The organism is Legionella bozemanae (genome assembly GCF_900450575.1).
GTDB classification, from domain to species: domain Bacteria; phylum Pseudomonadota; class Gammaproteobacteria; order Legionellales; family Legionellaceae; genus Legionella; species Legionella bozemanae.
In genome coordinates this window covers 2,136,605-2,158,252 of the sequence record NZ_UGGY01000001.1, presented here as the reverse complement: position 1 = coordinate 2,158,252, position 21,648 = coordinate 2,136,605, and the positions used below count along the sequence as shown (strand labels likewise).

The following is a 21,648-nucleotide window of genomic DNA, read 5'->3' as shown; positions in this document are numbered from 1 at the left end:
CCTGATTATTGGCACGCTTCGCAGTCTGGATCGAGTATGGAACATACCTTAGGCTCCTCAGCTATTATTTTAACTGCATTGAGCGCCCCATCAGTCACCGTAGATTTTTCAGCATTGGATGCGCCTAAACTGCGTAAGTAATAAGTGGTTTTTAATCCACGTGTCCATGCATGCATGTAGAGTTGATCCAATTTTTTACCCGATGGCTGAGCCATATAGATATTAAGTGATTGTGCTTGATCGATCCATTTTTGACGACGAGAAGCTGCATCCACCAACCAAATTGGGTCAATTTCAAAAGAAGTTGCATAACGTTTTTTCAATTCAGCAGGAATGCGGCTGATAGGTTGAACGCTACCATTAAAGTATTTCAAATCATTGACCATTACTTCATCCCAAAGATTCAATGTTTTCAAATCAGCTACCAAATAGGGATTAATCACAGTAAATTCGCCTGACAAATTGGATTTGACATACAAGTTTTGGTACGTAGGTTCAATAGATTGTGCGACACCACAAATGTTAGAAATAGTCGCGGTAGGTGCTATTGCCATCACATTGGAGTTACGCATTCCTTGTGTACGGACTTTGATACGTAAGCTTTCCCAGTCCAAGCGTTGTGAACGATCTTGTTCCAGGTATTTATCACGTGCTTGCTGTAACAGATTAATTGAATCAATTGGCAGTATGCCTTTACTCCACAAAGAACCTTCATAGCTGGAATAACTGCCTCGTTCTTTAGCCAAATCACAAGAAGCTTCAATTGCATAATAGCTGATTAATTCCATGGATGAGTCAGCAAATTCAACTGCTTCTTGAGAAGCATAATCAATTTTTAACTCATATAATGCATCCTGGAAGCCCATGAGGCCTAGACCAATAGGTCTGTGTTTCAAGTTCGAGTTACGCGCTTGAGGTACGGAATAATAGTTAATATCAATCACGTTATCCAACATACGAATTGCAGTTCTAATAGTACGTTTTAATTTTTCAGTATCCAGTTTGCCTTTTTTGATGTGTGCAGGAAGATTAACACTACCCAGATTACATACAGCAATTTCCTCTTCTGAAGTGTTAAGTGTAATTTCAGTACACAAGTTAGAGCTATGAACTACACCAGCATGTTGTTGTGGTGAACGCAAATTACATGGATCTTTAAATGTCATCCAAGGGTGGCCAGTTTCAAAAAGCATAGATAACATTTTACGCCACAGTTTGACCGCAGAGAGTGTTTTGGTGTTTCTGATGAGGCCTTGTCGTGCTTTTTCTTCGTACTCACGATAGAGCGTTGCAAATGCTTTGCCATATTGATCATGTAAATCAGGCACTTCATCAGGTGAGAATAAAGTCCAATCCCCATTTTCACGTACACGAACCATAAATAAATCAGGTATCCATAATGCAGTATTCATATCGTGTGTACGGCGTCGATCATCGCCAGTATTTTTTCTTAACTCGAGGAATTCTTCGACGTCTTTATGCCAACATTCCAGGTAAGCACACACAGCCCCTTTACGTTTACCTCCCTGGTTTACTGCAACTGCGGTGGCGTCAGCAACATTCAAAAAGGGCACTACACCTTGTGACTTTCCATTGGTACCTTTAATGTGTGAACCCATAGCACGCACTGGAGTCCAGTCGTTACCTAAACCTCCAGCGTATTTTGAGAGCAGTGCGTTATCTTTAATCGCACTGTAAATACCATCCAAATGATCTGGGACAGTGGTTAAATAGCAACTGGATAATTGAGGCCTAACAGTACCTGAATTAAACAGAGTAGGTGTTGATGACATATAATCAAATGAAGACAGCAATTGATAAAACTCAATGGCTTTTTCATCTTTATCTTTTTCGCGTAAGGCTAGACCCATGGCAACACGCATGAAAAATGCCTGTGGCAGCTCATATCGTGCACCATGCTCATGAATGAAGTAACGATCATATAAGGTTTGTAAGCTCAAATAGCTAAACTTCATATCACGTTCAGGTAATAGTGCTTTGCCAAGTTTTTCCAAATCAAAATCGGCCATTTTGACATCCAATATTCCCTGTTTGATGCCATGAGCGACATATACTTTGAAGTAAGCAGGATAGAGTTGGCTCATTTCATCAAAGGTTGCATCTTCTTGAATTTCTAATTTATTCAATGCTTCCCTACGTAAACTATCTAACAACAAACGAGCACTGACGTAAGTATAGTTCGGTTCTTTTTCAACCAATGTACGTGCAGCCATAATTAGTGCTTTATGTACGTCTTCAAATTTCGCTTGATTGTAAAGATTACGCATCGCATCTTTAATAACAGGTTCTGCTTGAACATGATCCAAATTACGGCATGCTTCATGAACAATCGTGTTCATGCGTTCGGTATCTAATGGTTTTAACTCGCCATCAGGCATAGTAATTAACAGGATTTTATTATCACCGGCTTGTTGTTTTAGTTCATTTTCGCGGGCTTTGCGGTGTTCTTCTCGATACAATACATAAGCACGAGCAACCTTGTAGTGACCACTGCGCATAAGCGCTAACTCTACTTGATCCTGAATGTCTTCAATATGAACTGCACCGCCACTAGGTAAACGGCGTTTAAACACTTGAGTTATTTGACGGGTAAGTTCTTCAATCTGTTGATGAATACGATCTGAAGTGGAGGCTGTACCGCCCTCATCAGCAATGAATGCTTTAGTAATTGCGACTTTAATTTTCGTATCATCATAATTTACTACTTTACCATTGCGCTTAATGGTTTTTAATAAACCAGGGGCATTAGCGGTCAATTCCAGTTGACTGGTTTGCGGTACATCATTTACCGGATCAAGAATTGCGGACATTTTTCCTCCACGCAGTTTTTATTGTTATTAACAGTCGAGTTAAATTTATTCACTATTACTTAGATTATAGCAGAAAACCCAATATATTGGGTCGTATTGGGTCATTAGTAACAAGATAATGTGTTTTTGCATGATGGTCAAGAGAATAATATGGGAGTATTTTGTGGATAAGTTGTGGGTTTATTCACAATTGTTTTATGAGAAGGTTCAGCTTGGGCTTGGTAGTCCTTTTACTGAGTTACTCTTTTTTTCACGATAACGGCATCACTGACATTAGAAAATCCATGGACATTTAATAGGAACGAACCAATATGTGCATACAGTTGACTTGAGCTGCCTCCGTCCAGATTGATTGCATCAACACAGGATAGAGGAGGCGATCTGAGTAACTGAGCAAGCTTGTTGGTCGTCATTGCTGCATTAGTTGAAACGAGAATAATTATTTTTCCGTCTTCAGTGATTCCTAGGGCAGAACGGTCGGCAATCCCTGGCTTAAGAGATGGAATTTTTCGTTTAATTAACAGCCGAGGCCCACTTTGAATGGCGAAATCAATATCACTATCGTGATTAAAATGTTTTAAGCTGGAAATATATGCTTGATTATTTTTTATATAAAAAATTCCCCACCAGCTAATTCGTTTTAAAGGATTAATCAATTTTTTATTATTAATTCTAAGCCCAAGAGGGTTAAATTCATGATCAAAAAAACCTCCATTAATACTTAAAAGTGCTTTACTGTGCTCAGCAAATTGATCCGCAGAGGCATTTTTTAGCGATAATTTTTTTGCATTAACCAAGGCGAGTTTATTTTTATTGAGGTCAATACGAAATACATAAATATGTGCCCAGGGTGAAAGTATTCCTCCAGCAAGATCTTGATACTCAATACCAGGGCTCAATTTTCGCCAATATCCCTCAGCATAGGAATAATGAGAGACGAATATAAGACAAAGCACACATAATAATCGGAACAAATATGATTTGTTTGCAGGATAATCATTGGTTTGTGAAGACATGTTATTGTATCCTTATGTACATCATTCAATACCACGGAATCTCTTATGCAAATTAAAACGCAACATAACAATAGTGAAGTACATAAGTCAACAACAGATTTAACTCGTCTTATGAATGAGGTGCTTGAACTTGCAAAAAAAGAAGGTGCGACCGATGCCATGGTGGCAGTGAATAACGATAAGGGGTTTTCGGTTGATGTGCGCATGGGCGAAGTTGAAACGGTTGCATTTAGTGAAGATAAAGGTGTTGGTTTGACTGTTTATATTGGCCAACGTAAAGGCGGTGCAAGCAGTACTGACACCTCGCCTGCTGCTTTGGAAGCTATGGTTAAAGCTGCCTGTGATATAGCAAGAGTAAGTGCAGAAGATCCATGCTTCGGCTTGGCTGATAAAGAGTTAATGTCTACAAATCATCCCGATCTTGATTTATTTCATTCATGGGAGGTAAGTCCTCAGCAAGCGATAGAGATGGCTTTGAAATGTGAGAATTATGCATTATCACTGGATAAACGAATTACTAACTCAGATGGAGTAAATGTATCTACATATGAATCGCACCATGGATTTGCTAATACACATGGGGGATCTGGATTTATTCACAGTACACGCCATGGCTTAAGTTGTTCTTTGATTGCGAAGGATGGTGAGGAAATGCAACGGGATTACGATTATACAACAGTTCGTAACCCACAGGATTTGGTAGATCTCCATATAATTGCTAAAAATGTTGTTGATCGTGCTATAAGTCGTTTAGGTGCACAACAAATTGCTACACAAGCAACACCGGTTATTTTTTCATCACGAATTTCTAGTGGCTTATTTTCAACTTTTATTAGTGCAATTAGCGGTTCAAATCTTTATAGAAAAAATACTTTTTTGTTGGATTCTATAGGTCAACAAGTTTTTCCGGAGTTTATTCGCATTTATGAACAGCCTCATTTGTTAGGTGCCTTGGGAAGTTCACCATTTGATAGTGAGGGGGTTCCAACTCGTCCAAATCTTCTTGTTGAAAAGGGTTATGTGAAACAATATGTACTGGGTAGTTATTCTGCACGGAGGATGGGATTAAAAACAACTGCTAATGCTGATGGAGTTCATAATTTAACAATTGATCCTACAGCAGGTGATCTTACTAGTTTATTAAAAACTATGGGCAAGGGATTATTAGTTACAGAATTAATGGGTCAAGGAGTAAATATTGTAACCGGTGATTATTCGCGAGGTGCCAGTGGTTATTGGGTTGAAGATGGTGTGATCCAATATCCTGTTGATGAGATTACAATTGCGGGAAATTTAAAAGATATGTTTAAAAACATTCTTGCAGTGGGTAATGATATTAATCCAAATATTGCAACACGCTGTGGCTCAGTATTAATCGGAAAAATGATGGTTGCTGGGAAATAAAGAAAAAGCAGATCTCTGCTCAGCAGGGATCTGTTGTTAGACCAAATCATATAAGTTTAAAGTGCCAAATAACACAATCTAGAACTAAGGCCAAAATACAAATACCCAATAAGACAGGAAAAAAGTAGGGGGATAATTCACTGAGTGTTTATATCGATTCACGTCGTCGATTGATAAAGTACTAGTCAAGAAAATCGGTAAAAACGTAATACATCCAGCAAGTATTCCGATTAACAGATAGCGTAAGAATCACTTGATATCGTTTTTTATACTGAATATTGCAAAGAATATCATGTTCTTAATCAAGACGGTGCACTTGCTTTGTTGATTCTTTATTCTACGCTTTAGGTAAGAGGATCGAATTGGAGTCGGCATGCGCAGGGTGATTTTAGCAGCATTGCTGGTAGTGAATACTGCTTTTGCAGGTGATGAGATTGTTGGTTTCGCTGCATATGAAAATGGAGATTATACCACTGCTTATCCTTATCTAACGAAATCAGCGAGAGATGGAAATGTTGATGCGATGTATTTGCTTGGTCGTATGTTTCAATATGGAGAAGGAGTAAATAAAAATTATACCGAAGCAATGAGTTGGTATCAAAAAGCAGCAGATAAAAATAATGCCTTAGCACAACTAAGCCTGGGGTTTATGTATGATTTAGGGCAAGGGGTTAAGCAAAATTTCCCTGAGGCTTTTAAATGGTATATGAAATCAGCAAAACAGGGTAATGCAATTGCAGAAAGAAATATTGGTTTAATGTATGCGTCCGGTGACGGTGTTAAAGCGAACAAAAAAACTGCATTTGAATGGTTCGAAAAATCTGCAAAAAAAGGATACAGCAAGGCACAAGTAAACGTCGCTTATGCGTATATTATGGGAGAAGGAACTAAAAAAGATGTCAATAAAGCCTTCTATTGGTATCAAAAAGCGGCAGATCAGGGTGATGTTCGAGCAGAGTATAGCTTAGGTCTATTATATACAGGGCAACAAGAGGGTATTGCTCAAGATGACAAATTAGCATTTTACTGGTTTTCTCAAGCAGCGAATCAAGGTCATGTCAAAGCACAAGCTTATTTGGCTTATTATTACCTTAAGGGATATGGAGTCGAAGCAAACCCACAAAAGGCAGCTTATTGGTATCAAGCCGCAGCGCAAAGCGGATTACCTGAGGCACAAGCTGAATTAGGCCAGCTACTACTTACAGGAACGGGTATTGGAAAAGATTATGAACAAGCTGTGTATTGGTTTACTAAGTCTGCTTTACAAGGAAATCCAGCAGGGCAAGCGAAGTTAGGTTATATGTATCTTGCAGGACTTGGAGTAGAGAAAGATTGGATTAAGGCATATGCATTGTTTAAGATTGCAGCTCAGAATCAAAACGATGAAGCAATCAGAGAACTTAAAATGTTAAAAAATAAACTCTCAGATGCGGATATTAAAGCAGGTGATGAGTTATCAAAAGAAATACTGCAAAAGACTGATGTTCAATCAGAAAACAATGAATAACAGTATTCTTTCAGATTAGAAAATATTGAAGCTTTGCCTTATAAGATTGACTGAGATTTTTTGATTTTTATCACGACTTCGTTTAAACACTGTGTACACAATTAAATTAAGATTCTCGCTGGTGACATATGCGACACTGAGAAAGTAAGTACTCTCTATAGTTATTTGGTCATTAGCTATATTCAGCTTTTTGAGTATTTCAGAAACTTTATTTAGGTCTTTAATTCCATTTTCTTTTCTTTCCTTGATTAATTCATTGAGCTGAGCCTCTTTCATTGAACTGCTTAGTGACTTGAGGACTTTTATTGGTGCTGTATTGATATTAATTGGTGTAGACTCTGGTAAGGTTGTAATTAAAGGCTCTAATGCTAAATAAAGAGACGCAGTCACGTCTTTGACCAGACGCAACTCAGATTTGCTGCTCATCAGTTGATGGCTCGGATAATAAGGCGGTTTTTGGCTCATATAATAAGATAGGTAATTGTCTTTACCACGCGCCAGATCATAAGGAGAGAGCCAATCATTAATTGCAAGAGTGAGCTTAACTCTTTCTGCTTCAGGAACTTGTGGTAAGGCTACCCCCATAAGATTTATAAATCCTAACATGGCTTTTTTATTTTCCAAGTTATTAACATTGTATTGAGCTTGCAGATCATAAAGTGCGCCTCTTAAGGTAACGGTGCTGTAAATATTTTCCATGTCATGAGGAAACATGCTTACAATTCCTTGGGTATCGGCCTTGGCAAATTTATTTTTTGTATTGTTTAGCTCACTAAGTGCCCAAAAAGTAACTGCCTGTGAGGCAAGATAAATCTTATCGTGAGTGAGTATAAGTTTTGTACGGTATATATCTAATTGCACTTTGGTACTCATGGCTGTGGCTACAATTGCAACCAAAGTCATAATAAAAAGTGCAGTAAGTAAAGCGCTTCCTTTTATGGTTTTAATTAGAAACATAAAGCGCACCTGGCAGAATAAAAAGTAAATTTATTTCCCCTTGATCCTGCAAAGTCATATTAAATTGTATGGCTTTGGGGAATGGTTCTTTACGCTGGTTTAAGGTTATAGCCTGTTCTCTCCATTCAGGAAGTATTTGTAAATTTTGATTTAAATAACCAAAATGACAGTTAGTAAGGCGATTCAGCAAGAGCTTATCTTCATAGTTTTTTTGATTGATTATGTCGAGACTATTCCAGGTTCTACGAATTAAAGTACCTTGTTGGCAAACGTATGCAACTCGTTTTAGAGTACTGCGTTTTTCAATACTGCCAGGATTTATATTACCATCCCGGGTGAATTCCACATAATTTGTTTGTCCTATAAAAGCGGGTAATAAGCGCATCTCATTACTACGAATAGGGCGCTCTACAGTTTGACGTGTATCTTGTTGTATGAGACTTAGAGCAAGTTGCAATTCGTTGAGACGTTCACTTTGCTCATTAACTCGTGTGCGTGTTGTAAATGCATTATATAATACGGAGCTAGTAATTGTTGCTAGAATAGCAAATACGGCAAGTGCAATTAGAATTTCAATCAAAGTAAAGCCATTAAGTTTTTCAGGTGTTACATTTTTTTTCATGGAGTATACCTGAAGGCTTGCAGTTCCTCTCTAAAAGGCCCTATTTTTTCTGGACTGACTGAAATAACTATTTTTTGGATATTTTTAAGTGGCGTGGTACTTACTTTCGCTCTCCAGTACCAGTGCTCATTCAACATGGTTGTATCTTGGGTTGTTTCCTGACTTTGATTAATCTGGAGTAAATTGAGCTGAATCATCGCTACACCTTGCATGGCAATCCAATGACTTATTGTTTTTTCTTTTATACGTCGGGTAGTTTCTACATTTTGTGATATCGCTTTTAGCAAAGCAGTTAATGCGATTGCTATTATGGAAAGCGCTAATAGAACCTCGATTAGAGTGAATCCCGACTCATCAGATCTCTTTTGAAACTCTACTTCAGAGTTTGAATCCTCACACACTGGCATGTGCATTGCGGTTTTGCGCTTCATGTCTCCTCACATTTATTTAGTGTTTACCACGTTAAATTGGAGTTCTCCATTGCGTTTGCCGATGAGCAAGGCTAAATTGTTATCTTGCTTGCTACCAAAACTCAAAGTAAATGGGGTCATATCTCCAGAGGCAAAAATAATAACAGGAGGGACTCCCGCTGGAGTTGAATTACTTGTTTTCAAAATAATACGTGTATCTTGGGGGAAATAAGTCATTTTAAACACTCCTTTATCGGAAATAGGTTTCCATTGAGCGTTGTTGTACAGTTGAAACACTTGATATCCATTGTTATCAATACGCAGTCCCAGAGTATTGGTTCCCAAAATAGCTTGCTGTTGGGCGAGACGAAGCGTATTAACTAATTGTTCAGCAGAAAATAAAATACGCCGACTTTCACCAAAATCACCAAAGGCAAGTAAGGCAAAACCAAAGGTTATGCCTATAATCACCAAAACAATCAAGATTTCAATCAGGGTAAAACCTTGATTAGACCTCTTGGGAACTTTAGCTACAGAGGAGAATTGCTGTGTCGATTCGGTGCTTGAGTCTTTATATTGCATGTATGAAGCAGTTCTGTGCTCCATGTCTCCTCGTGCTTCTCTCTCTGTAGCGAGTTTCTGAAGAAGCCTATTATTTTTTCTCATCCCAGTTACCAATTTCGGCATTAATACCTGTACCTCCGGGTTGTCCTTCAGCACCGTAGGTGAATACATCAACATCACCGTGTTGACCAGGATTTAAATAAAGGTAATCTCTGCCCCATGGATCCGTGGGAAGTGACTTAAGATATTGTTTCCAATTGTCGGGTACCGGATTTGATGTAGGTTTCTCAACGAGAGCCATCAAGCCTTGATCTGTAGTGGGATAATTACCATTGTCTAGTTTATATAAATCCAATGCGTTTTGTATGGCAAGCACATCTTGTTTGGCTTTAACTTTTCGTGCCTCATCAGGACGCCCCATAATTTTAGGTACAACAATAGAGGCGAGAATGCCTAATATAACGACTACTACCATGATTTCAATTAATGAGAATCCTTTTTGTCTATTCATTTTTACTCCGACTTAAACTAGATTGGATAACATGAAGCGATCACCTGCTACGCGTTTGGCCTTTTAAGTAATTAACTGCTCCATTGAAAAAATAGGTAATAAAGTAGCTAAGACAATAAACAAAACGATTGCACCCATCAACAAGATCACCATAGGTTCCAATAAAGTTAATGATGTATCAATTAGCCGTTTGACTTCATTATCCAGGTGAGCGGCGGCGCGTTCCATCATGTTTGACAATTGGCCACTTTTTTCACCGCTACCAATTAAATGAATTGCCATCGGACTAATATAACCCGTTTCTTTTAAAGCCTCATTAATACCACATCCTTCCCTAACTTTTATTGTAGCAGTATCAAAAGCTTGCCGCATAACGACATTGGTTACTAGACTTGCTGCAACACGCATTGTTTCTAGAACACTTACTCCTGCTGCGAAAAGTATACCAAAAGTATGTATATAACGCGAAACATTAACTGTTTTTACCAAATACGAAATTATAGGAAGCCTTAATAACAGACGATGCCAAGCAGTTTTAATCTTTTCATTGTTTAAACTTTTCTTAAAGGCAAAAATTATTAGGATAAGTGCGATTAAGGTATAAAGGCCATAATCTTTAACGAAGTGACTTATATTAATTAATAATAGAGTCATTTCGGGCAGGGTTTGTCCCCCGCTGGTAAATACTTCAATAATTTTGGGAACAACAAAACTCAGCAAAAAACTAATAATTGCGATTGAAACAATAATCATAATAAGCGGATAAATCAGCGCTTGCTGAACTTTTTGTCTTGTTTGCTGCTGGTTTTCAGTATAATCCGCGAGTTTTTCTAAAACCACATCAAGGCGGCCAGTTTGTTCCCCTGAACCAACAGTAGCACGATATAACTCAGGAAATGCGGATGGGAATTGAGCCATGGCCTGTGCTAATCCATAACCTTCAAGTACTTTTGCACGCACACCTATAATGAGCTCTCTGACTTTGTCTTTTTCTGTTTGCTCACTCACTCCACGTAATGATTCTTCAACTGGAATCCCGGCAGCAAGCAATGTGGCTAATTGACGTGTAAACAGGGCAAGATCTGCTGCAGAAATTTTGCTTTTGGCATGACTTCCTGTACGTTGTTGGGTCAATACACGAACTTGAGTCGGAATTAATCCCTGATCACGCAAAAGTTGGCGAGCATGACGCTCAGAATCAGCTTCCAGTACCCCTTTGGTCGCATTGCCATTTTTTTGCAGCGCCTGATATTGGTATGCACCCATATTTTTTATGGTTTATGTTAAAACATAGAGTTTAATCTATTGGGTTTAATAAGTCACTTAAGGTACACTATACAACCAGACTATCCTGGAGAGCAATAATGAGCAAAAATACAGTACTTGAGGCGATTAAGGAACTTGACGCCAAATTAGTTGACCTGCGGTTTACGGACATACGTGGTAAAGAGCAACATATAACCATTCCAATTTCATCAGTGGATAATGATTTTATTGAAAATGGAAAAATGATTGATGGATCTTCTTTTAAGGGTTGGCAAAAAATTCACCAATCTGATTTGGCTTTGATGCCTGACTTGGAAACCATGAAACTTGACCCGTTCTTTCAAGACAACACTCTATTTATTCGATGTAATGTAGTAGATCCAAAAACCATGATGGGATATGAACGTTGTCCCCGATCATTGGCGTTACGCGCTGAAGCTTACTTGCAATCTACTGGTATTGCAGATACAGCGTATTTTGGCCCCGAGCCTGAGTTTTTTGTCTTTGATAGCGTGCAATGGGAAACAACCATTGGCGGTGCTTTCTATAAAATTGATTCAGAAGAGGCACAGTGGTATTCAGGAAAAGAGTTAGAAGGGGGTAATATTGGACATCGCCCAGCGATAAAAGGTGGTTATTTCCCCGTTCCTCCAGTAGACTCTTCTCATGATATGCGTTCTGCAATGAGCTTGATCCTTGAATCATTAGGAACTGTTGTTGAAGCACATCATCATGAAGTAGCTACAGCAAACCAATGTGAAATTGCTACTCGATTTAATACATTGACCAAGAAGGCAGATGAATTACAGGTTTTAAAATATGTAGTTCATAATGTTGCGCATAATTACGGTAAAACAGCTACTTTTATGCCCAAACCTTTAGTTGGGGATAATGGAAGCGGTATGCATTGCCATCAATCATTAGCCAAAGACGGTGTGAACCTGTTTTCTGGCGATCAATATGGCGGTCTTTCCGAAATGGCACTTTATTATATAGGTGGAATAATTAAGCATGCACGTGCTTTAAACGCGTTTACTAACCCATCAACCAACAGTTATAAACGTTTAGTTCCTGGTTTTGAAGCTCCGGTTCTATTAGCTTATTCTGCAAGAAACCGCTCTGCTGCAATTCGTATTCCTCATGTGAATAATCCTAAGGCGCGTCGTATCGAAGTTCGTTTCCCTGATCCTACTGCGAATCCCTATCTGGCATTTGCTGCTATGATGATGGCAGGGCTGGATGGTATCCAAAAGAAAATTCATCCAGGTCAAGCTATGGATAAAGATCTCTATGATTTACCACCAGAAGAACTTGTAGATGTACCTACAGTATGTGCTTCTTTGGAGCAAGCTATGGAAAATCTGAAAATGGATCATGATTTCTTATTACAAGGCGATGTATTTACACAGGATTTCATTAATAATTACATTAGCATGAAGGAAGAAGAAATAAGTAAGATTAGAAGCTTGACCCATCCTTATGAGTTTGAGTTGTATTACAGCCTATAGGAATAATGGTGATGAGTAAATTTTTTGTCTCTCTACCATTGATAATGGTAATTTGCGTTGCATCCTATGCGACGCAAATTTACAAGTGGACTGATAGTCAAGGAAATGTTCATTTCAGTGATACTCCGCGCCAGAGAGCGAAAACTGTGATAATTCCCGAGACACAAAGTTTTTCATCACCAACTCCTTCGACTCCGCAAACTCCAACACAAAAACCTGAACAAATAAATCAAGATGATGCGATAAAGTTCAAGCATTCCTACACTAAAATAGCAATTGCCGAACCCCAAACCGGGGCAACGATTCGTAATAATCAAGGTTTTGTTATGGTGACTGCAGAAGTAGAACCTGATTTGCGCTCGGTAGATAAGTTACAATTGATTTATGATAATGGCGTGCTTGGGGAACCGCAAACAACTCCAATGTTTGAAATAAAAGGTATGTATAGGGGATCGCATACTTTGGCCGTGCAAATTGTCGATGCGGATGGAAATGTAATTGAAACGAGTGATCCCATAACGATTTATGTCTTTAGACCACGGGTTGGTATGGTTTCAGGTACCGCACGTTAAATTTCTATGGATTGATTATGCTTATTTTATTATCACCAGCTAAAAAATTATTAAATAGTTCCAAGCCCTATCCCGGAACGACATCCAATCCTATGTTTGTTGATAAAACCAACACTCTAGTTAAACTGATGAAAACTAAATCAGTTGCTGACATAGCTGCTTTAATGGATTTGTCCAAGGATTTGGCTGAATTAAATTATAAACGTTATCAAGATTTTTGTTTGGACAATAAAGCATCATCACACGCATATCCTGCTCTACTTTTATTTCAGGGAGATGTTTACCAAGGTTTAAAAGCTGCAAGCTGGGAGCAAAAGACGATTGACTATTCGCAAAATCACTTGCGAATTTTGTCTGGGCTTTATGGTATGTTAAAACCTTTGGACAATATCCAACCTTATAGGCTTGAAATGGGCGTTCGTTTACAGAATCCTGCAGGGAAGAATTTGTATGGTTTTTGGCAAGAAACAATAACGAATGCGCTAAATCAACAGTTAGTAGCGCAGGAAAATCCAGTATTGATTAATCTGGCATCAAGTGAATATTTTAAAGCTGTAGATGAAAAGAGATTGAATTATCCAATTATTACAATCAATTTTTATGAAAGAAAAAATGATCAGCTAAAGATGATTGGTATTCATGCTAAAAAAGCACGAGGGACAATGGCCAGATTTCTCATGCAAAATCAATTTGATGATTTAGAACACTTGAAGCAATTTAATGAGTTGGGTTATAAGTTTCATGAATCAACTTCAACTGATAGCCATCTTGATTTCGTAAGAGATGCTCATTAATGTGACAAAATGATTTGTAGCCTGGGTGCAGCGCAGCGAAACCCGGGTTTATCTATACAATTTATTTCCCTAGGTTCCGCTGCGCTGCACCCAGGCTACAAAATATTTAATCTATGTGGAATTTATCCAGTCGTGTACATTGTTTAAATCAATTTCCTGATCAAGAAGTAAGTTGTTATGTTAAAAGAGATGATGAGTTAGGCTGTGGTATCAGTGGTTCAAAATTACGTAAATATGCTAGCCTTTTCCCTTTTTTGATTGAGCAAGAAATTCGGCACTTAATTATTATTGCAGGATCCCAATCCAACAATTTACTTGCTGCATTACAATTAGCGCGCGAATTTAAGCTGAAAGTAACAGCTTTCTTGATACAGCCTTGGCAATTGGAGCTGCACGGGAATTATAAATTAAGTCGTTTATTTCTTAAGGAGCAGGAAATTGTCTGGGTTGCTCGTAACGATTGGTCGAAGGTTAATGAATTGGCAAATAATTACCTGCTGACATTAAAGGAGCCTGGATTTGTTTTACAAGAAGGAGCAAGTGTTCCGCAAGCAATGAACGGTGCGTTAACCCTTGCTGATGATATTATTTTAAATGAGCATTCATTGGGATTTACGTTTCAACACATTTTTATTGACTCGGGAACAGGATTTTCTGCAGCTGGACTTATTAAAGGTTTGAACCGATTAAGTCATTCTGCCCGGGTTTATGTATTGTTATTGGCTGATGATGAGCTAACGTTTCGAAATAAACTAAAGCAATGGATTGAACTAATTCCCCAGAATTTTCTTTGTTTTTACCCTACTACGGCCAAGGCTTTTGGCTCAGTGAATCAAACCATTAAAAATGAAATAAAACGTTTGGCACGAGAAGAGGGGATTTTGGCTGATCCCATTTATGCAGCAAAGCTATTTTATGAGTCAAGGAAATACATCAAAACTGAACAATTGAAAGGTAATGTATTAATTATCCATTCCGGCGGGACCTTAACGATGCCGGGGTTTGATTACGAGTAGCTTAAATAGACTTTTTTTTCGATTCTACTGCAAAAGAATTAAATGATAAGAATAAACAAACCCATAAGATGAATCATTCATCTCTAATATTTTCTGGTTGGTGTGCACATCGGACCTCATCTTAAGATTACTTTAAGAATAGAGTTGTATAATTTAGCTCATATACATATTGATCTAATCTTGCTATGGATTTAAAATTTGAAACGAGTCAGACTCCTGTTGAGTCTATGGATAAGTCGAAAGCACCCGAAGCAGCTGTGAGGCTTACCTGCATGCACAATTCTATGGTTTTTAACAAAACAGAATTCCTGTGTTGTGAACATGAAGGGAGGCCATTTAGATACTCCTCCAATAATCAATTAGAAAGGTCATCCGATCCTCTTCTAGCAGCCGAATTAGCAGTTTTTTCGGGAAATCTCCTAAAGTTTATTTTGGGCGAACCTCAACCAGACTATTATTTAGCCAAAAATAAAGAAAAAGGTAAATACTACCGCATTTCTAATGAGTTAGAGCGTTATGAAGATTGGGTTCGGGTTATTAGAATTGACTCCAAAGGCGAGATATTTTTTAATTGGCCAGAGAGTGTCGAGAAACCTATCTTATCGGTAAAAATTCGTCAGCTAACCGCTATCATGGTGGCTTGCCATTTTTTAGGGGAAATTGATTGGGCTGATGATAATTTTGGGTTTGTAAACATAGGAGATGAATTTATTGCTGTACGTCTTGATCCAGGCTGCAGCTTTCATTCTTCGGTATTTGAGAATACCTACACTAATTTGGCTGATCGATTGGAAAATTTATTAATTTCCTATATTTCTGAGGAAATTAATGAAGACCAGGAGGATTCATGGCATTATTTATCAAGTCTTATCGACCATGAGAATAAAAAACTTAAAGCCCCAGTAGCAAAACTTTTATTTAGCAATAGAACTGAATTGATTACAACACTTTGTCGGATAGCGGAACTCACGAGGGAAGACCTGGAAATGATTGCTAAAAAATCATTTTCAAAAGAACATTGGTCTTACGCAGAAGATTATATTAATCAATTACTAAATCGGCAGGAATCTTATCAAGAGGCCCTCAATACGCTTTCCAAAGCAAAGAAACAAAAGCATGATGACATGGCATCTGATGTCGTGACTCCTTTAAAATACTTTGAACCACCCAGAGACAATTCCACCCCCTCTACTGGCTTGTATCTAATGCAGAATTTTTCACTGGAAAGAAAAAGAAAACGATTCAACTTACCTGAATCTATCACAGAAGAACCGGATACACTCTCTCTAAAGGATAACGGTGAATCGTTTCAACATGGTCATGCAGTTATTCTGCAGCAATCTCAGTTACAAATAGAAGAGGAAGAAACGACAGATCTTAGTCCGGAAGAAAACCATCGAGGCACAATACACAGACTTGGCTTTTTTAGCACCAACGAAGCACAAACTATCAAAGAAGAAGAAAAAGATGAACTTAGGAAAGTAACAAGATCAGAGTTCATGACAGATAGTTAAAAAACTAGTCATAGCATTTATCTCTGCAGCGAGTTTTTAAAGAGATTTAATAGCAAATTTCATTCTTTACCCCTTGAAATTTATCAATTCAAACCCTATATGACATACATCATTAAGAAAATGTGTCATAGGAGATTAGGTAAATGTCAAGTAAGCAACAAACCATGGGCTTTCAAACAGAAGTAAAGCAAATGTTGCATTTGGTAGTGCATTCACTTTATAGCAACAAGGAAATATTTTTACGCGAGTTAATCTCCAATGCTTCTGATGCCTTGGATAAATTAAGATTCTTAGCTTTATCAAACGGCTCGCTGTATGAAAATGATTCTGATTTAAGAATTACTATTGATGTTAATGAGAAGTTAAAAACAATTACGATTAAAGATAATGGTATTGGTTTAAGTTGGGATGAGGCTGTTGACAATTTAGGTACAATCGCGAAATCGGGCACCAAAGAATTCATGAGCCATTTAACTGGGGAAAGTGCAAAAGACTCTCAATTAATCGGACAATTTGGTGTGGGCTTTTACTCAGCATTTATTGTTGCCGATAAGGTAACTGTTAAAAGCCGACGAGCGGGAGTGAAACCCGAAGAAGGAATTATTTGGGAATCCAATGGCGAAGGAGAATTTACCATTGGTTCTGAAAATAAAGCAACTCGTGGTACTGAAATCACCTTACATATCAAAGATGAGAATGATGAGTTTCTCAGCAATTGGCGTCTGCGTAGTATTATCAGTAAATATTCAGATCATATTTGCTGGCCAATTGTTATGAAGAAAATTTCTCAGGATGGAGATAAAGAATCAAACGAATATGAAACGGTAAATAAGGCAACAGCCTTATGGACAATGCAAAAATCAGATATTTCTGATGAAGAGTACAAACAGCTTTATAAGCATATTTCTCATGACTTCCAAGATCCGCTCATTTGGTCGCATAACCATGTTGAAGGAAAGCATGATTATATTTCTTTGCTTTATATTCCCGCACATGCGCCATTTGATTTATGGCAACATGAAGTCAAACATGGCTTAAAGCTTTATGTTAAACGTGTTTTTATTATGGACGATGCAACTCAGTTTTTACCTCGTTATTTGCGTTTTGTAAAAGGTATTGTTGATGCGAGTGATTTACCACTTAATGTGTCGCGAGAAATTTTACAAGACAATAAACAAGTAGAGAGCATCCGTTCTGCATGTACAAAACGTGTTTTAGCCATGCTTGAAAAAATGAGTGCTCAAGATAAGGAAACCTATCAAAAGTTTTGGAATGAGTTTGGATTGGTTTTAAAAGAAGGGCCAATTGAAGACTTTACCAATAAAGAAGCTATTGCCAAGTTGTTGCGTTTTGCAACAACGGCAACTGGTTCCGAGAAACAAGAAGCAACCTTGGATGAGTACGTCAGTCGTATGAAAGAAGGACAGGACAAAATTTATTACATCACTGCGTCCAGTTATAATGCGGCTAAAAACAGTCCTCACCTAGAAATTTTTAGAAAAAAAGGAATTGAAGTATTGTTGCTTAGCGACAAAGTTGATGAGTGGCTGGTTGGTTATTTAAGTGAATATGTAGGAAAGAAACTGCAGTCTATTTCCAAAGGAAAGGTAGAGTTAGGCGATGAATCACCTGAGCAAATCAAAGAACAAGAAAAAACTCTTGAACCTTTGCTAAAACATATTAAGAAGGTTTTGGATACACGGGTTAAAGATGTGATGGTGACAAACAGGCTGACCGATTCACCTGCTTGTGTTGTTGCAGATGAGCAAGATATGGGATTAGAAATGCAACGTATTTTGCAGGCTGCTGGTCAGCAGGTCCCTATAAGCAAACCTGTATTTGAAATAAATCCTGAACATCAGTTAATTAAACGGTTACATGATATTCAGGATGATGATTTGTTTGAATTATGGGTCACTATGCTGTTTGAACAAGCCGTTTTAGCTGAGGGTGGGCAATTAGATAATCCTGCAGACTTTGTAAATCGAATTAATAAATTATTGGTTTCATCTGCAGTTTAATATTTAGCTGCACCCGGGCTACTATACTGCCAGTTTAAGAATAGTGGCAGAGGGAAGTAGCAGAGCTGCCATTTATGGCAGTTCTGCCTCACTCCACCCACATTACAATTTTTAATTAGGGGGGAAACGTACACCCTTCAAGAAACTCATCCATATATGGGGCTGACGGGGTACTTGTATCTTGATATGCAGCTTGAGAGGTATGTTGAGCTTGCCCAATAAATGGTAACTGACTGCTTGGATATTGCACCGTTACTTGTTTTGCCGTGTTTAATTTCAATTCAGCCTGTTGCTGTAACCTCTCAATGCGTTTATCAAGCACGCTCAGATTACGTTCAGCCTCACTTATTTCATTTGCTAGTTGAGGAAGTATTTCATTTTCAAGCGAAATTATTTCACTATCTTGCTGGGAAATTTTTGCACGATTATCTTTTATCATTGTTTTGTTTTTATTTAATTGATTGCTGTCCATACTGTTTTTAACTGTGTAAATCAATGCAGCAATAAACAGACTTAACGTAAGGACAGCAAGCACTGCGGCTGGAGCCATAAATAGAGGCGTTACCGCAAAAATACCTCCTGCAGCAGCTACTCCTGCGCCGGCCCCTCCAGTCGTCAAAAAAAAGAAAAGTAATCCTATTTTGAGAAGAGTATTCCTATAGTTACGACGTTCTGCAATAGCGATTTCTAATTGTTCACTTTCCTTGCCTAAACTTACATTTTGTGACGCTAGCTGCGGATTTGATTGTTTAAATTGTTCCACTTTTTTTTCTTTTTGAGACTTATCCGCTACTATTTTTTCTTTCTCAAGAAAAGCGTTATTTCGTGCCAATCTTATTTTTTGTTCTTCTGCTTTGCTTGAAAGGTATTCATGCATGAGTTGAATTATTTGCTTTAGCGCTTCATTTTCCTGGTAACTTTGACTTGTTGTCGATTGCAAATAAATTTCAAGACGTGTAAGATAAGTTTGATAGCTTATCTCAATAGCTCGCTGCATCAATTGTTCTTGTTTTTGATGCAGTTTTTTGTGCTCTGCCTCAATAGCTTTTTTCAGTGAATGACGGTTTTCTTCTGAAAGCTGCAATAAAGTAGGATCATCTGCCAAACGTGCTACTTCTCTTGTTGTTCTTGCTTTCGCTCGTATCTGTCTTTGTTTTACTTTTTCGGCTAAATCCAAAAGTTTTTTGCTAATTTTATTTAGACTTTCAATCAGCTCTTCATGACGTGATTGTTCGCTCTTCAAGCCTCTTTGGAGCGAGCTTAGTTCTTTTGTAAGAATATTTTTCTCTTGTTCTAAGTCTGTTTCTGGGTGTCCATGTTGTGTTGTACTTGGGTGGTTATGAGTTGTTTTTAAATGCGAAGCAACTTCCGGGTGAGCATGGGGTTTATCATCATGTTGCTCGATTGTTTCTGGATGAGAATGACTATGAGCAGTTTTTGAAAGAGGATCCACAGTCTCTGGATGGGAGTGATGGTGATGCGTTTCTTCGTCTTTCTTCCGAGTAGCTAAAATAAGTTCATCAATGTTTTTTATGCGGACTTGAAGGTGATGAATATTCTCTTGGTACTTTTGTATCTCTACCTCTCTAGATCTTGTTTTCTCACGCAGGAGTTGCAATTGAAACTCTAAGCTAGTTGCCAAAAGAGAATCATCCTCCGACTCTTGATGATCACGTCTTTGTTCATCTAAATCGTATTGGTGTTGTTTTTTACAGGCATCTAATGTTAATTTAGAAGCTGATTCCTGCTGATCAATCTGAAGAATATGAGATAGTAGAACCTTAATTTCGCTGGTTACAAAAGGAATTGGCGATAAAAAGATACATGAGTTACGCAAAGTAGAGTAGTTAGACCTCTCGATGTATTTATCTGTTATTTGTTCAACTGAAAGTTCAAGATTTAATGTTGATAGCGACATACTCCAATTCCCTCCGTAAATATTTAGTGGGCATTTTATATAAGTGTTTTAGAGAGTCAATAAGTATCATTTTTTAAAAAATTCTGGAAAATGATAGTCTTACTTTTCCAGAATTGATTGATAGGTCATGTGTTATGCATATGGAAGAACTAATACAGCTGTTCCTACATCAATGAAATGTTCATTGAGCCATTTTGCTGCCCCAGGTAAAACACGAATACAGCCATGACTGCTATTGTATTTAGGCACTTCATATGCAGCATGAATCGCATACCCATCATGGAAATGCATGCAATAAGGCATTTTGGCGCCTCCTACTACATGGCCATCGCGGGCAATAGGGTACTCATTAGATTTACAGTCGGCTCCTTTTTTATTGAATACATGATAGGTTCCGACAACAGTACGGCACGATTCATGAATATCATCGCAATAATCCATTCCACCAGAAGCACTACCTGTCATAACTCTATTCCCTTGGGCGTCATAAGCGGCCCACGCACCAGCTTTAGGGTCAAAAATAAAGAGTTTTTTGCCTTGGACATCTCGTTTCATGGGAAATATGTTGCGGCCTCGTGTATCATCTTGATAGGGAGTGGTGTAATGCAAATTGCCTGCGTCATCTGCAATTACATCGGGTTTATCAGTAACACATGAGGTGATTAGAAGGCCTATTAACGGTGTGAGATACATTATTTTCTTCATCACATATTTATCCTTAAAAAAGCCAATTTATGCTTATTGTAAAAAAAAGGCTCGAATATCGAGCCTTTGTTAAATCTAAATAATTTCTGAGTTTTAAAATATTATTATTCGTCAGTTAAACGAAAATATTTAGTCCCAAAATATCTTTGGAGTTTCTTTCTGATTGTGCCGCGGCTAATGCCTAGCATCTTAGCAGCTTGCAGTTGATTGCCACGACGTTTTTCCATTACTGCTTGAAGTAATGGAGGCTCAACTTCAGATAATATCATATCGTAAAGATCATCAATGTTTTTGCTTTTATTTTCGGCAAGAAAACGAGTAACTAAACTATAGACCAAATCTTGCAGACCTTGATCTTGTTTCGTTATGCTTAATGTAGCTTCAGGTGTTTCAATGACAGTCATCTTAACTTCCTTATTATTAATTAAATCACACATTCCAATTGCTAACATTCAAAATGAAAGCAAAATTAATTGTACATGAAGGATAATTGATATTCTATATTTTTAAGA

19 protein-coding genes are annotated in these 21,648 nt (G+C 37.9%); 8 read left to right on the top strand and 11 right to left on the bottom strand.

Annotation, left to right across the window (positions count from 1 at the left end):
• Nucleotides 1-5: 5 nt before the first annotated feature.
• Nucleotides 6-2,831, bottom strand: a complete 2,826-nt coding sequence (locus DY223_RS09405; protein WP_058459727.1) for a ribonucleoside-diphosphate reductase subunit alpha — start codon at nucleotides 2,829-2,831, stop codon at nucleotides 6-8.
• A 230-nt stretch (nucleotides 2,832-3,061) separates the two neighbouring features.
• Nucleotides 3,062-3,847, bottom strand: a complete 786-nt coding sequence (locus DY223_RS09400) for a phosphodiester glycosidase family protein (protein WP_058459728.1) — start codon at nucleotides 3,845-3,847, stop codon at nucleotides 3,062-3,064.
• Nucleotides 3,848-3,892: 45 nt separating this feature from the next.
• Between DY223_RS09400 and pmbA the strand changes: the two genes are divergently transcribed.
• Together pmbA and DY223_RS09390 are read left to right on the top strand one after the other, a co-directional pair.
• Entirely contained in the window at nucleotides 3,893-5,251 is a 1,359-nt protein-coding gene (gene pmbA, locus DY223_RS09395) for a metalloprotease PmbA (RefSeq protein WP_058459729.1), read from the top strand.
• Nucleotides 5,252-5,624: 373 nt separating this feature from the next.
• The gene (locus DY223_RS09390) at nucleotides 5,625-6,758 is read left to right on the top strand and encodes a tetratricopeptide repeat protein (RefSeq protein ID WP_058459730.1); all 1,134 of its coding nucleotides are present in this window, start codon (nucleotides 5,625-5,627) and stop codon (nucleotides 6,756-6,758) included.
• Between the two features lie 15 nt (nucleotides 6,759-6,773).
• Here the strand turns inward: DY223_RS09390 and gspK are convergent, their stop codons facing one another.
• The 6 genes from gspK to lspF form a co-directional block, all read right to left on the bottom strand.
• Nucleotides 6,774-7,715, bottom strand: coding sequence for a type II secretion system minor pseudopilin GspK (gene gspK / locus DY223_RS09385; protein WP_058459731.1), 942 nt, complete (start codon nucleotides 7,713-7,715; stop codon nucleotides 6,774-6,776).
• Nucleotides 7,702-8,337 carry a GspJ family T2SS minor pseudopilin variant LspJ gene (gene lspJ, locus DY223_RS09380; protein WP_058459732.1) on the bottom strand — a complete coding sequence of 212 codons (636 nt, stop codon included), beginning with the start codon at nucleotides 8,335-8,337 and terminating at the stop codon, nucleotides 7,702-7,704. Before lspJ ends, gspK begins: the two co-directional genes overlap by 14 nt.
• On the bottom strand, nucleotides 8,334-8,744 hold the full coding sequence (gene gspI / locus DY223_RS09375; RefSeq protein WP_058459982.1) for a type II secretion system minor pseudopilin GspI: 411 nt from the start codon (nucleotides 8,742-8,744) through the stop codon (nucleotides 8,334-8,336). Before gspI ends, lspJ begins: the two co-directional genes overlap by 4 nt.
• Nucleotides 8,745-8,780: 36 nt before the next feature.
• Nucleotides 8,781-9,413: a type II secretion system minor pseudopilin GspH gene (gene gspH / locus DY223_RS09370; RefSeq protein ID WP_174223904.1), complete on the bottom strand. Its 633-nt coding sequence runs from the start codon at nucleotides 9,411-9,413 to the stop codon at nucleotides 8,781-8,783.
• Complete coding sequence (gene lspG, locus DY223_RS09365; protein WP_058459733.1) at nucleotides 9,400-9,822, bottom strand: GspG family T2SS major pseudopilin variant LspG; 423 nt, start codon at nucleotides 9,820-9,822, stop codon at nucleotides 9,400-9,402. Before lspG ends, gspH begins: the two co-directional genes overlap by 14 nt.
• 63 nt (nucleotides 9,823-9,885) lie before the next feature.
• Complete coding sequence (lspF, locus tag DY223_RS09360) at nucleotides 9,886-11,088, bottom strand: GspF family T2SS innner membrane protein variant LspF (RefSeq protein ID WP_058459734.1); 1,203 nt, start codon at nucleotides 11,086-11,088, stop codon at nucleotides 9,886-9,888.
• Between the two features lie 98 nt (nucleotides 11,089-11,186).
• Here lspF and glnA point away from each other — a divergent pair, with 98 nt between their 5' ends.
• The 6 genes from glnA (at nucleotide 11,187) to htpG (ending at nucleotide 18,513) form a co-directional block, all read left to right on the top strand.
• A complete protein-coding gene (gene glnA / locus DY223_RS09355; RefSeq protein WP_058459735.1) occupies nucleotides 11,187-12,596 on the top strand; it encodes a type I glutamate--ammonia ligase in 1,410 nt (469 codons plus the stop codon).
• Between the two features lie 11 nt (nucleotides 12,597-12,607).
• Nucleotides 12,608-13,168, top strand: a complete 561-nt coding sequence (locus DY223_RS09350; protein ID WP_058459736.1) for a DUF4124 domain-containing protein — start codon at nucleotides 12,608-12,610, stop codon at nucleotides 13,166-13,168.
• Nucleotides 13,169-13,185: 17 nt separating this feature from the next.
• Nucleotides 13,186-13,962 carry a peroxide stress protein YaaA gene (yaaA, locus tag DY223_RS09345; RefSeq protein WP_058459737.1) on the top strand — a complete coding sequence of 259 codons (777 nt, stop codon included), beginning with the start codon at nucleotides 13,186-13,188 and terminating at the stop codon, nucleotides 13,960-13,962.
• Nucleotides 13,963-14,075: 113 nt separating this feature from the next.
• Nucleotides 14,076-14,978: a pyridoxal-phosphate dependent enzyme gene (locus DY223_RS09340; protein ID WP_058459738.1), complete on the top strand. Its 903-nt coding sequence runs from the start codon at nucleotides 14,076-14,078 to the stop codon at nucleotides 14,976-14,978.
• Between the two features lie 185 nt (nucleotides 14,979-15,163).
• Entirely contained in the window at nucleotides 15,164-16,492 is a 1,329-nt protein-coding gene (locus DY223_RS09335; RefSeq protein WP_058459739.1) for a hypothetical protein, read from the top strand.
• 143 nt (nucleotides 16,493-16,635) lie between these two features.
• A complete protein-coding gene (gene htpG, locus DY223_RS09330) occupies nucleotides 16,636-18,513 on the top strand; it encodes a molecular chaperone HtpG (RefSeq protein WP_058459740.1) in 1,878 nt (625 codons plus the stop codon).
• Between the two features lie 115 nt (nucleotides 18,514-18,628).
• Here htpG and DY223_RS09325 read toward each other — a convergent pair whose 3' ends face one another.
• The 3 genes from DY223_RS09325 to DY223_RS09315 all read right to left on the bottom strand — a co-directional run bounded on the left by DY223_RS09325 (nucleotide 18,629) and on the right by DY223_RS09315 (nucleotide 21,540).
• Nucleotides 18,629-20,431 (bottom strand): hypothetical protein, encoded by a 1,803-nt coding sequence (locus DY223_RS09325; RefSeq protein WP_058459741.1) that lies wholly within the window; start codon nucleotides 20,429-20,431, stop codon nucleotides 18,629-18,631.
• Between the two features lie 132 nt (nucleotides 20,432-20,563).
• The gene (locus DY223_RS09320) at nucleotides 20,564-21,136 is read right to left on the bottom strand and encodes a L,D-transpeptidase (protein ID WP_058459742.1); all 573 of its coding nucleotides are present in this window, start codon (nucleotides 21,134-21,136) and stop codon (nucleotides 20,564-20,566) included.
• Between the two features lie 104 nt (nucleotides 21,137-21,240).
• A complete protein-coding gene (locus DY223_RS09315) occupies nucleotides 21,241-21,540 on the bottom strand; it encodes a helix-turn-helix domain-containing protein (RefSeq protein WP_058459743.1) in 300 nt (99 codons plus the stop codon).
• Nucleotides 21,541-21,648 lie beyond the last annotated feature (108 nt).

Excerpts from the sequence above, each read along its gene's own strand:
- DY223_RS09405 (WP_058459727.1), bottom strand. The coding sequence starts at position 2,831 with ATGTCCGCAATTCTTGATCCGGTAAATGATGTACCGCAAACCAGTCAA.
- DY223_RS09400 (WP_058459728.1), bottom strand. The coding sequence starts at position 3,847 with ATGTCTTCACAAACCAATGATTATCCTGCAAACAAATCATATTTGTTC.
- pmbA (WP_058459729.1), top strand. The coding sequence starts at position 3,893 with ATGCAAATTAAAACGCAACATAACAATAGTGAAGTACATAAGTCAACA.
- DY223_RS09390 (WP_058459730.1), top strand. The coding sequence starts at position 5,625 with ATGCGCAGGGTGATTTTAGCAGCATTGCTGGTAGTGAATACTGCTTTT.
- gspK (WP_058459731.1), bottom strand. The coding sequence starts at position 7,715 with ATGTTTCTAATTAAAACCATAAAAGGAAGCGCTTTACTTACTGCACTT.
- lspJ (WP_058459732.1), bottom strand. The coding sequence starts at position 8,337 with ATGAAAAAAAATGTAACACCTGAAAAACTTAATGGCTTTACTTTGATT.
- gspI (WP_058459982.1), bottom strand. The coding sequence starts at position 8,744 with ATGCCAGTGTGTGAGGATTCAAACTCTGAAGTAGAGTTTCAAAAGAGA.
- gspH (WP_174223904.1), bottom strand. The coding sequence starts at position 9,413 with ATGAGAAAAAATAATAGGCTTCTTCAGAAACTCGCTACAGAGAGAGAA.
- lspG (WP_058459733.1), bottom strand. The coding sequence starts at position 9,822 with ATGAATAGACAAAAAGGATTCTCATTAATTGAAATCATGGTAGTAGTC.
- lspF (WP_058459734.1), bottom strand. The coding sequence starts at position 11,088 with ATGGGTGCATACCAATATCAGGCGCTGCAAAAAAATGGCAATGCGACC.
- glnA (WP_058459735.1), top strand. The coding sequence starts at position 11,187 with ATGAGCAAAAATACAGTACTTGAGGCGATTAAGGAACTTGACGCCAAA.
- DY223_RS09350 (WP_058459736.1), top strand. The coding sequence starts at position 12,608 with ATGAGTAAATTTTTTGTCTCTCTACCATTGATAATGGTAATTTGCGTT.
- yaaA (WP_058459737.1), top strand. The coding sequence starts at position 13,186 with ATGCTTATTTTATTATCACCAGCTAAAAAATTATTAAATAGTTCCAAG.
- DY223_RS09340 (WP_058459738.1), top strand. The coding sequence starts at position 14,076 with ATGTGGAATTTATCCAGTCGTGTACATTGTTTAAATCAATTTCCTGAT.
- DY223_RS09335 (WP_058459739.1), top strand. The coding sequence starts at position 15,164 with ATGGATTTAAAATTTGAAACGAGTCAGACTCCTGTTGAGTCTATGGAT.
- htpG (WP_058459740.1), top strand. The coding sequence starts at position 16,636 with ATGTCAAGTAAGCAACAAACCATGGGCTTTCAAACAGAAGTAAAGCAA.
- DY223_RS09325 (WP_058459741.1), bottom strand. The coding sequence starts at position 20,431 with ATGTCGCTATCAACATTAAATCTTGAACTTTCAGTTGAACAAATAACA.
- DY223_RS09320 (WP_058459742.1), bottom strand. The coding sequence starts at position 21,136 with ATGAAGAAAATAATGTATCTCACACCGTTAATAGGCCTTCTAATCACC.
- DY223_RS09315 (WP_058459743.1), bottom strand. The coding sequence starts at position 21,540 with ATGACTGTCATTGAAACACCTGAAGCTACATTAAGCATAACGAAACAA.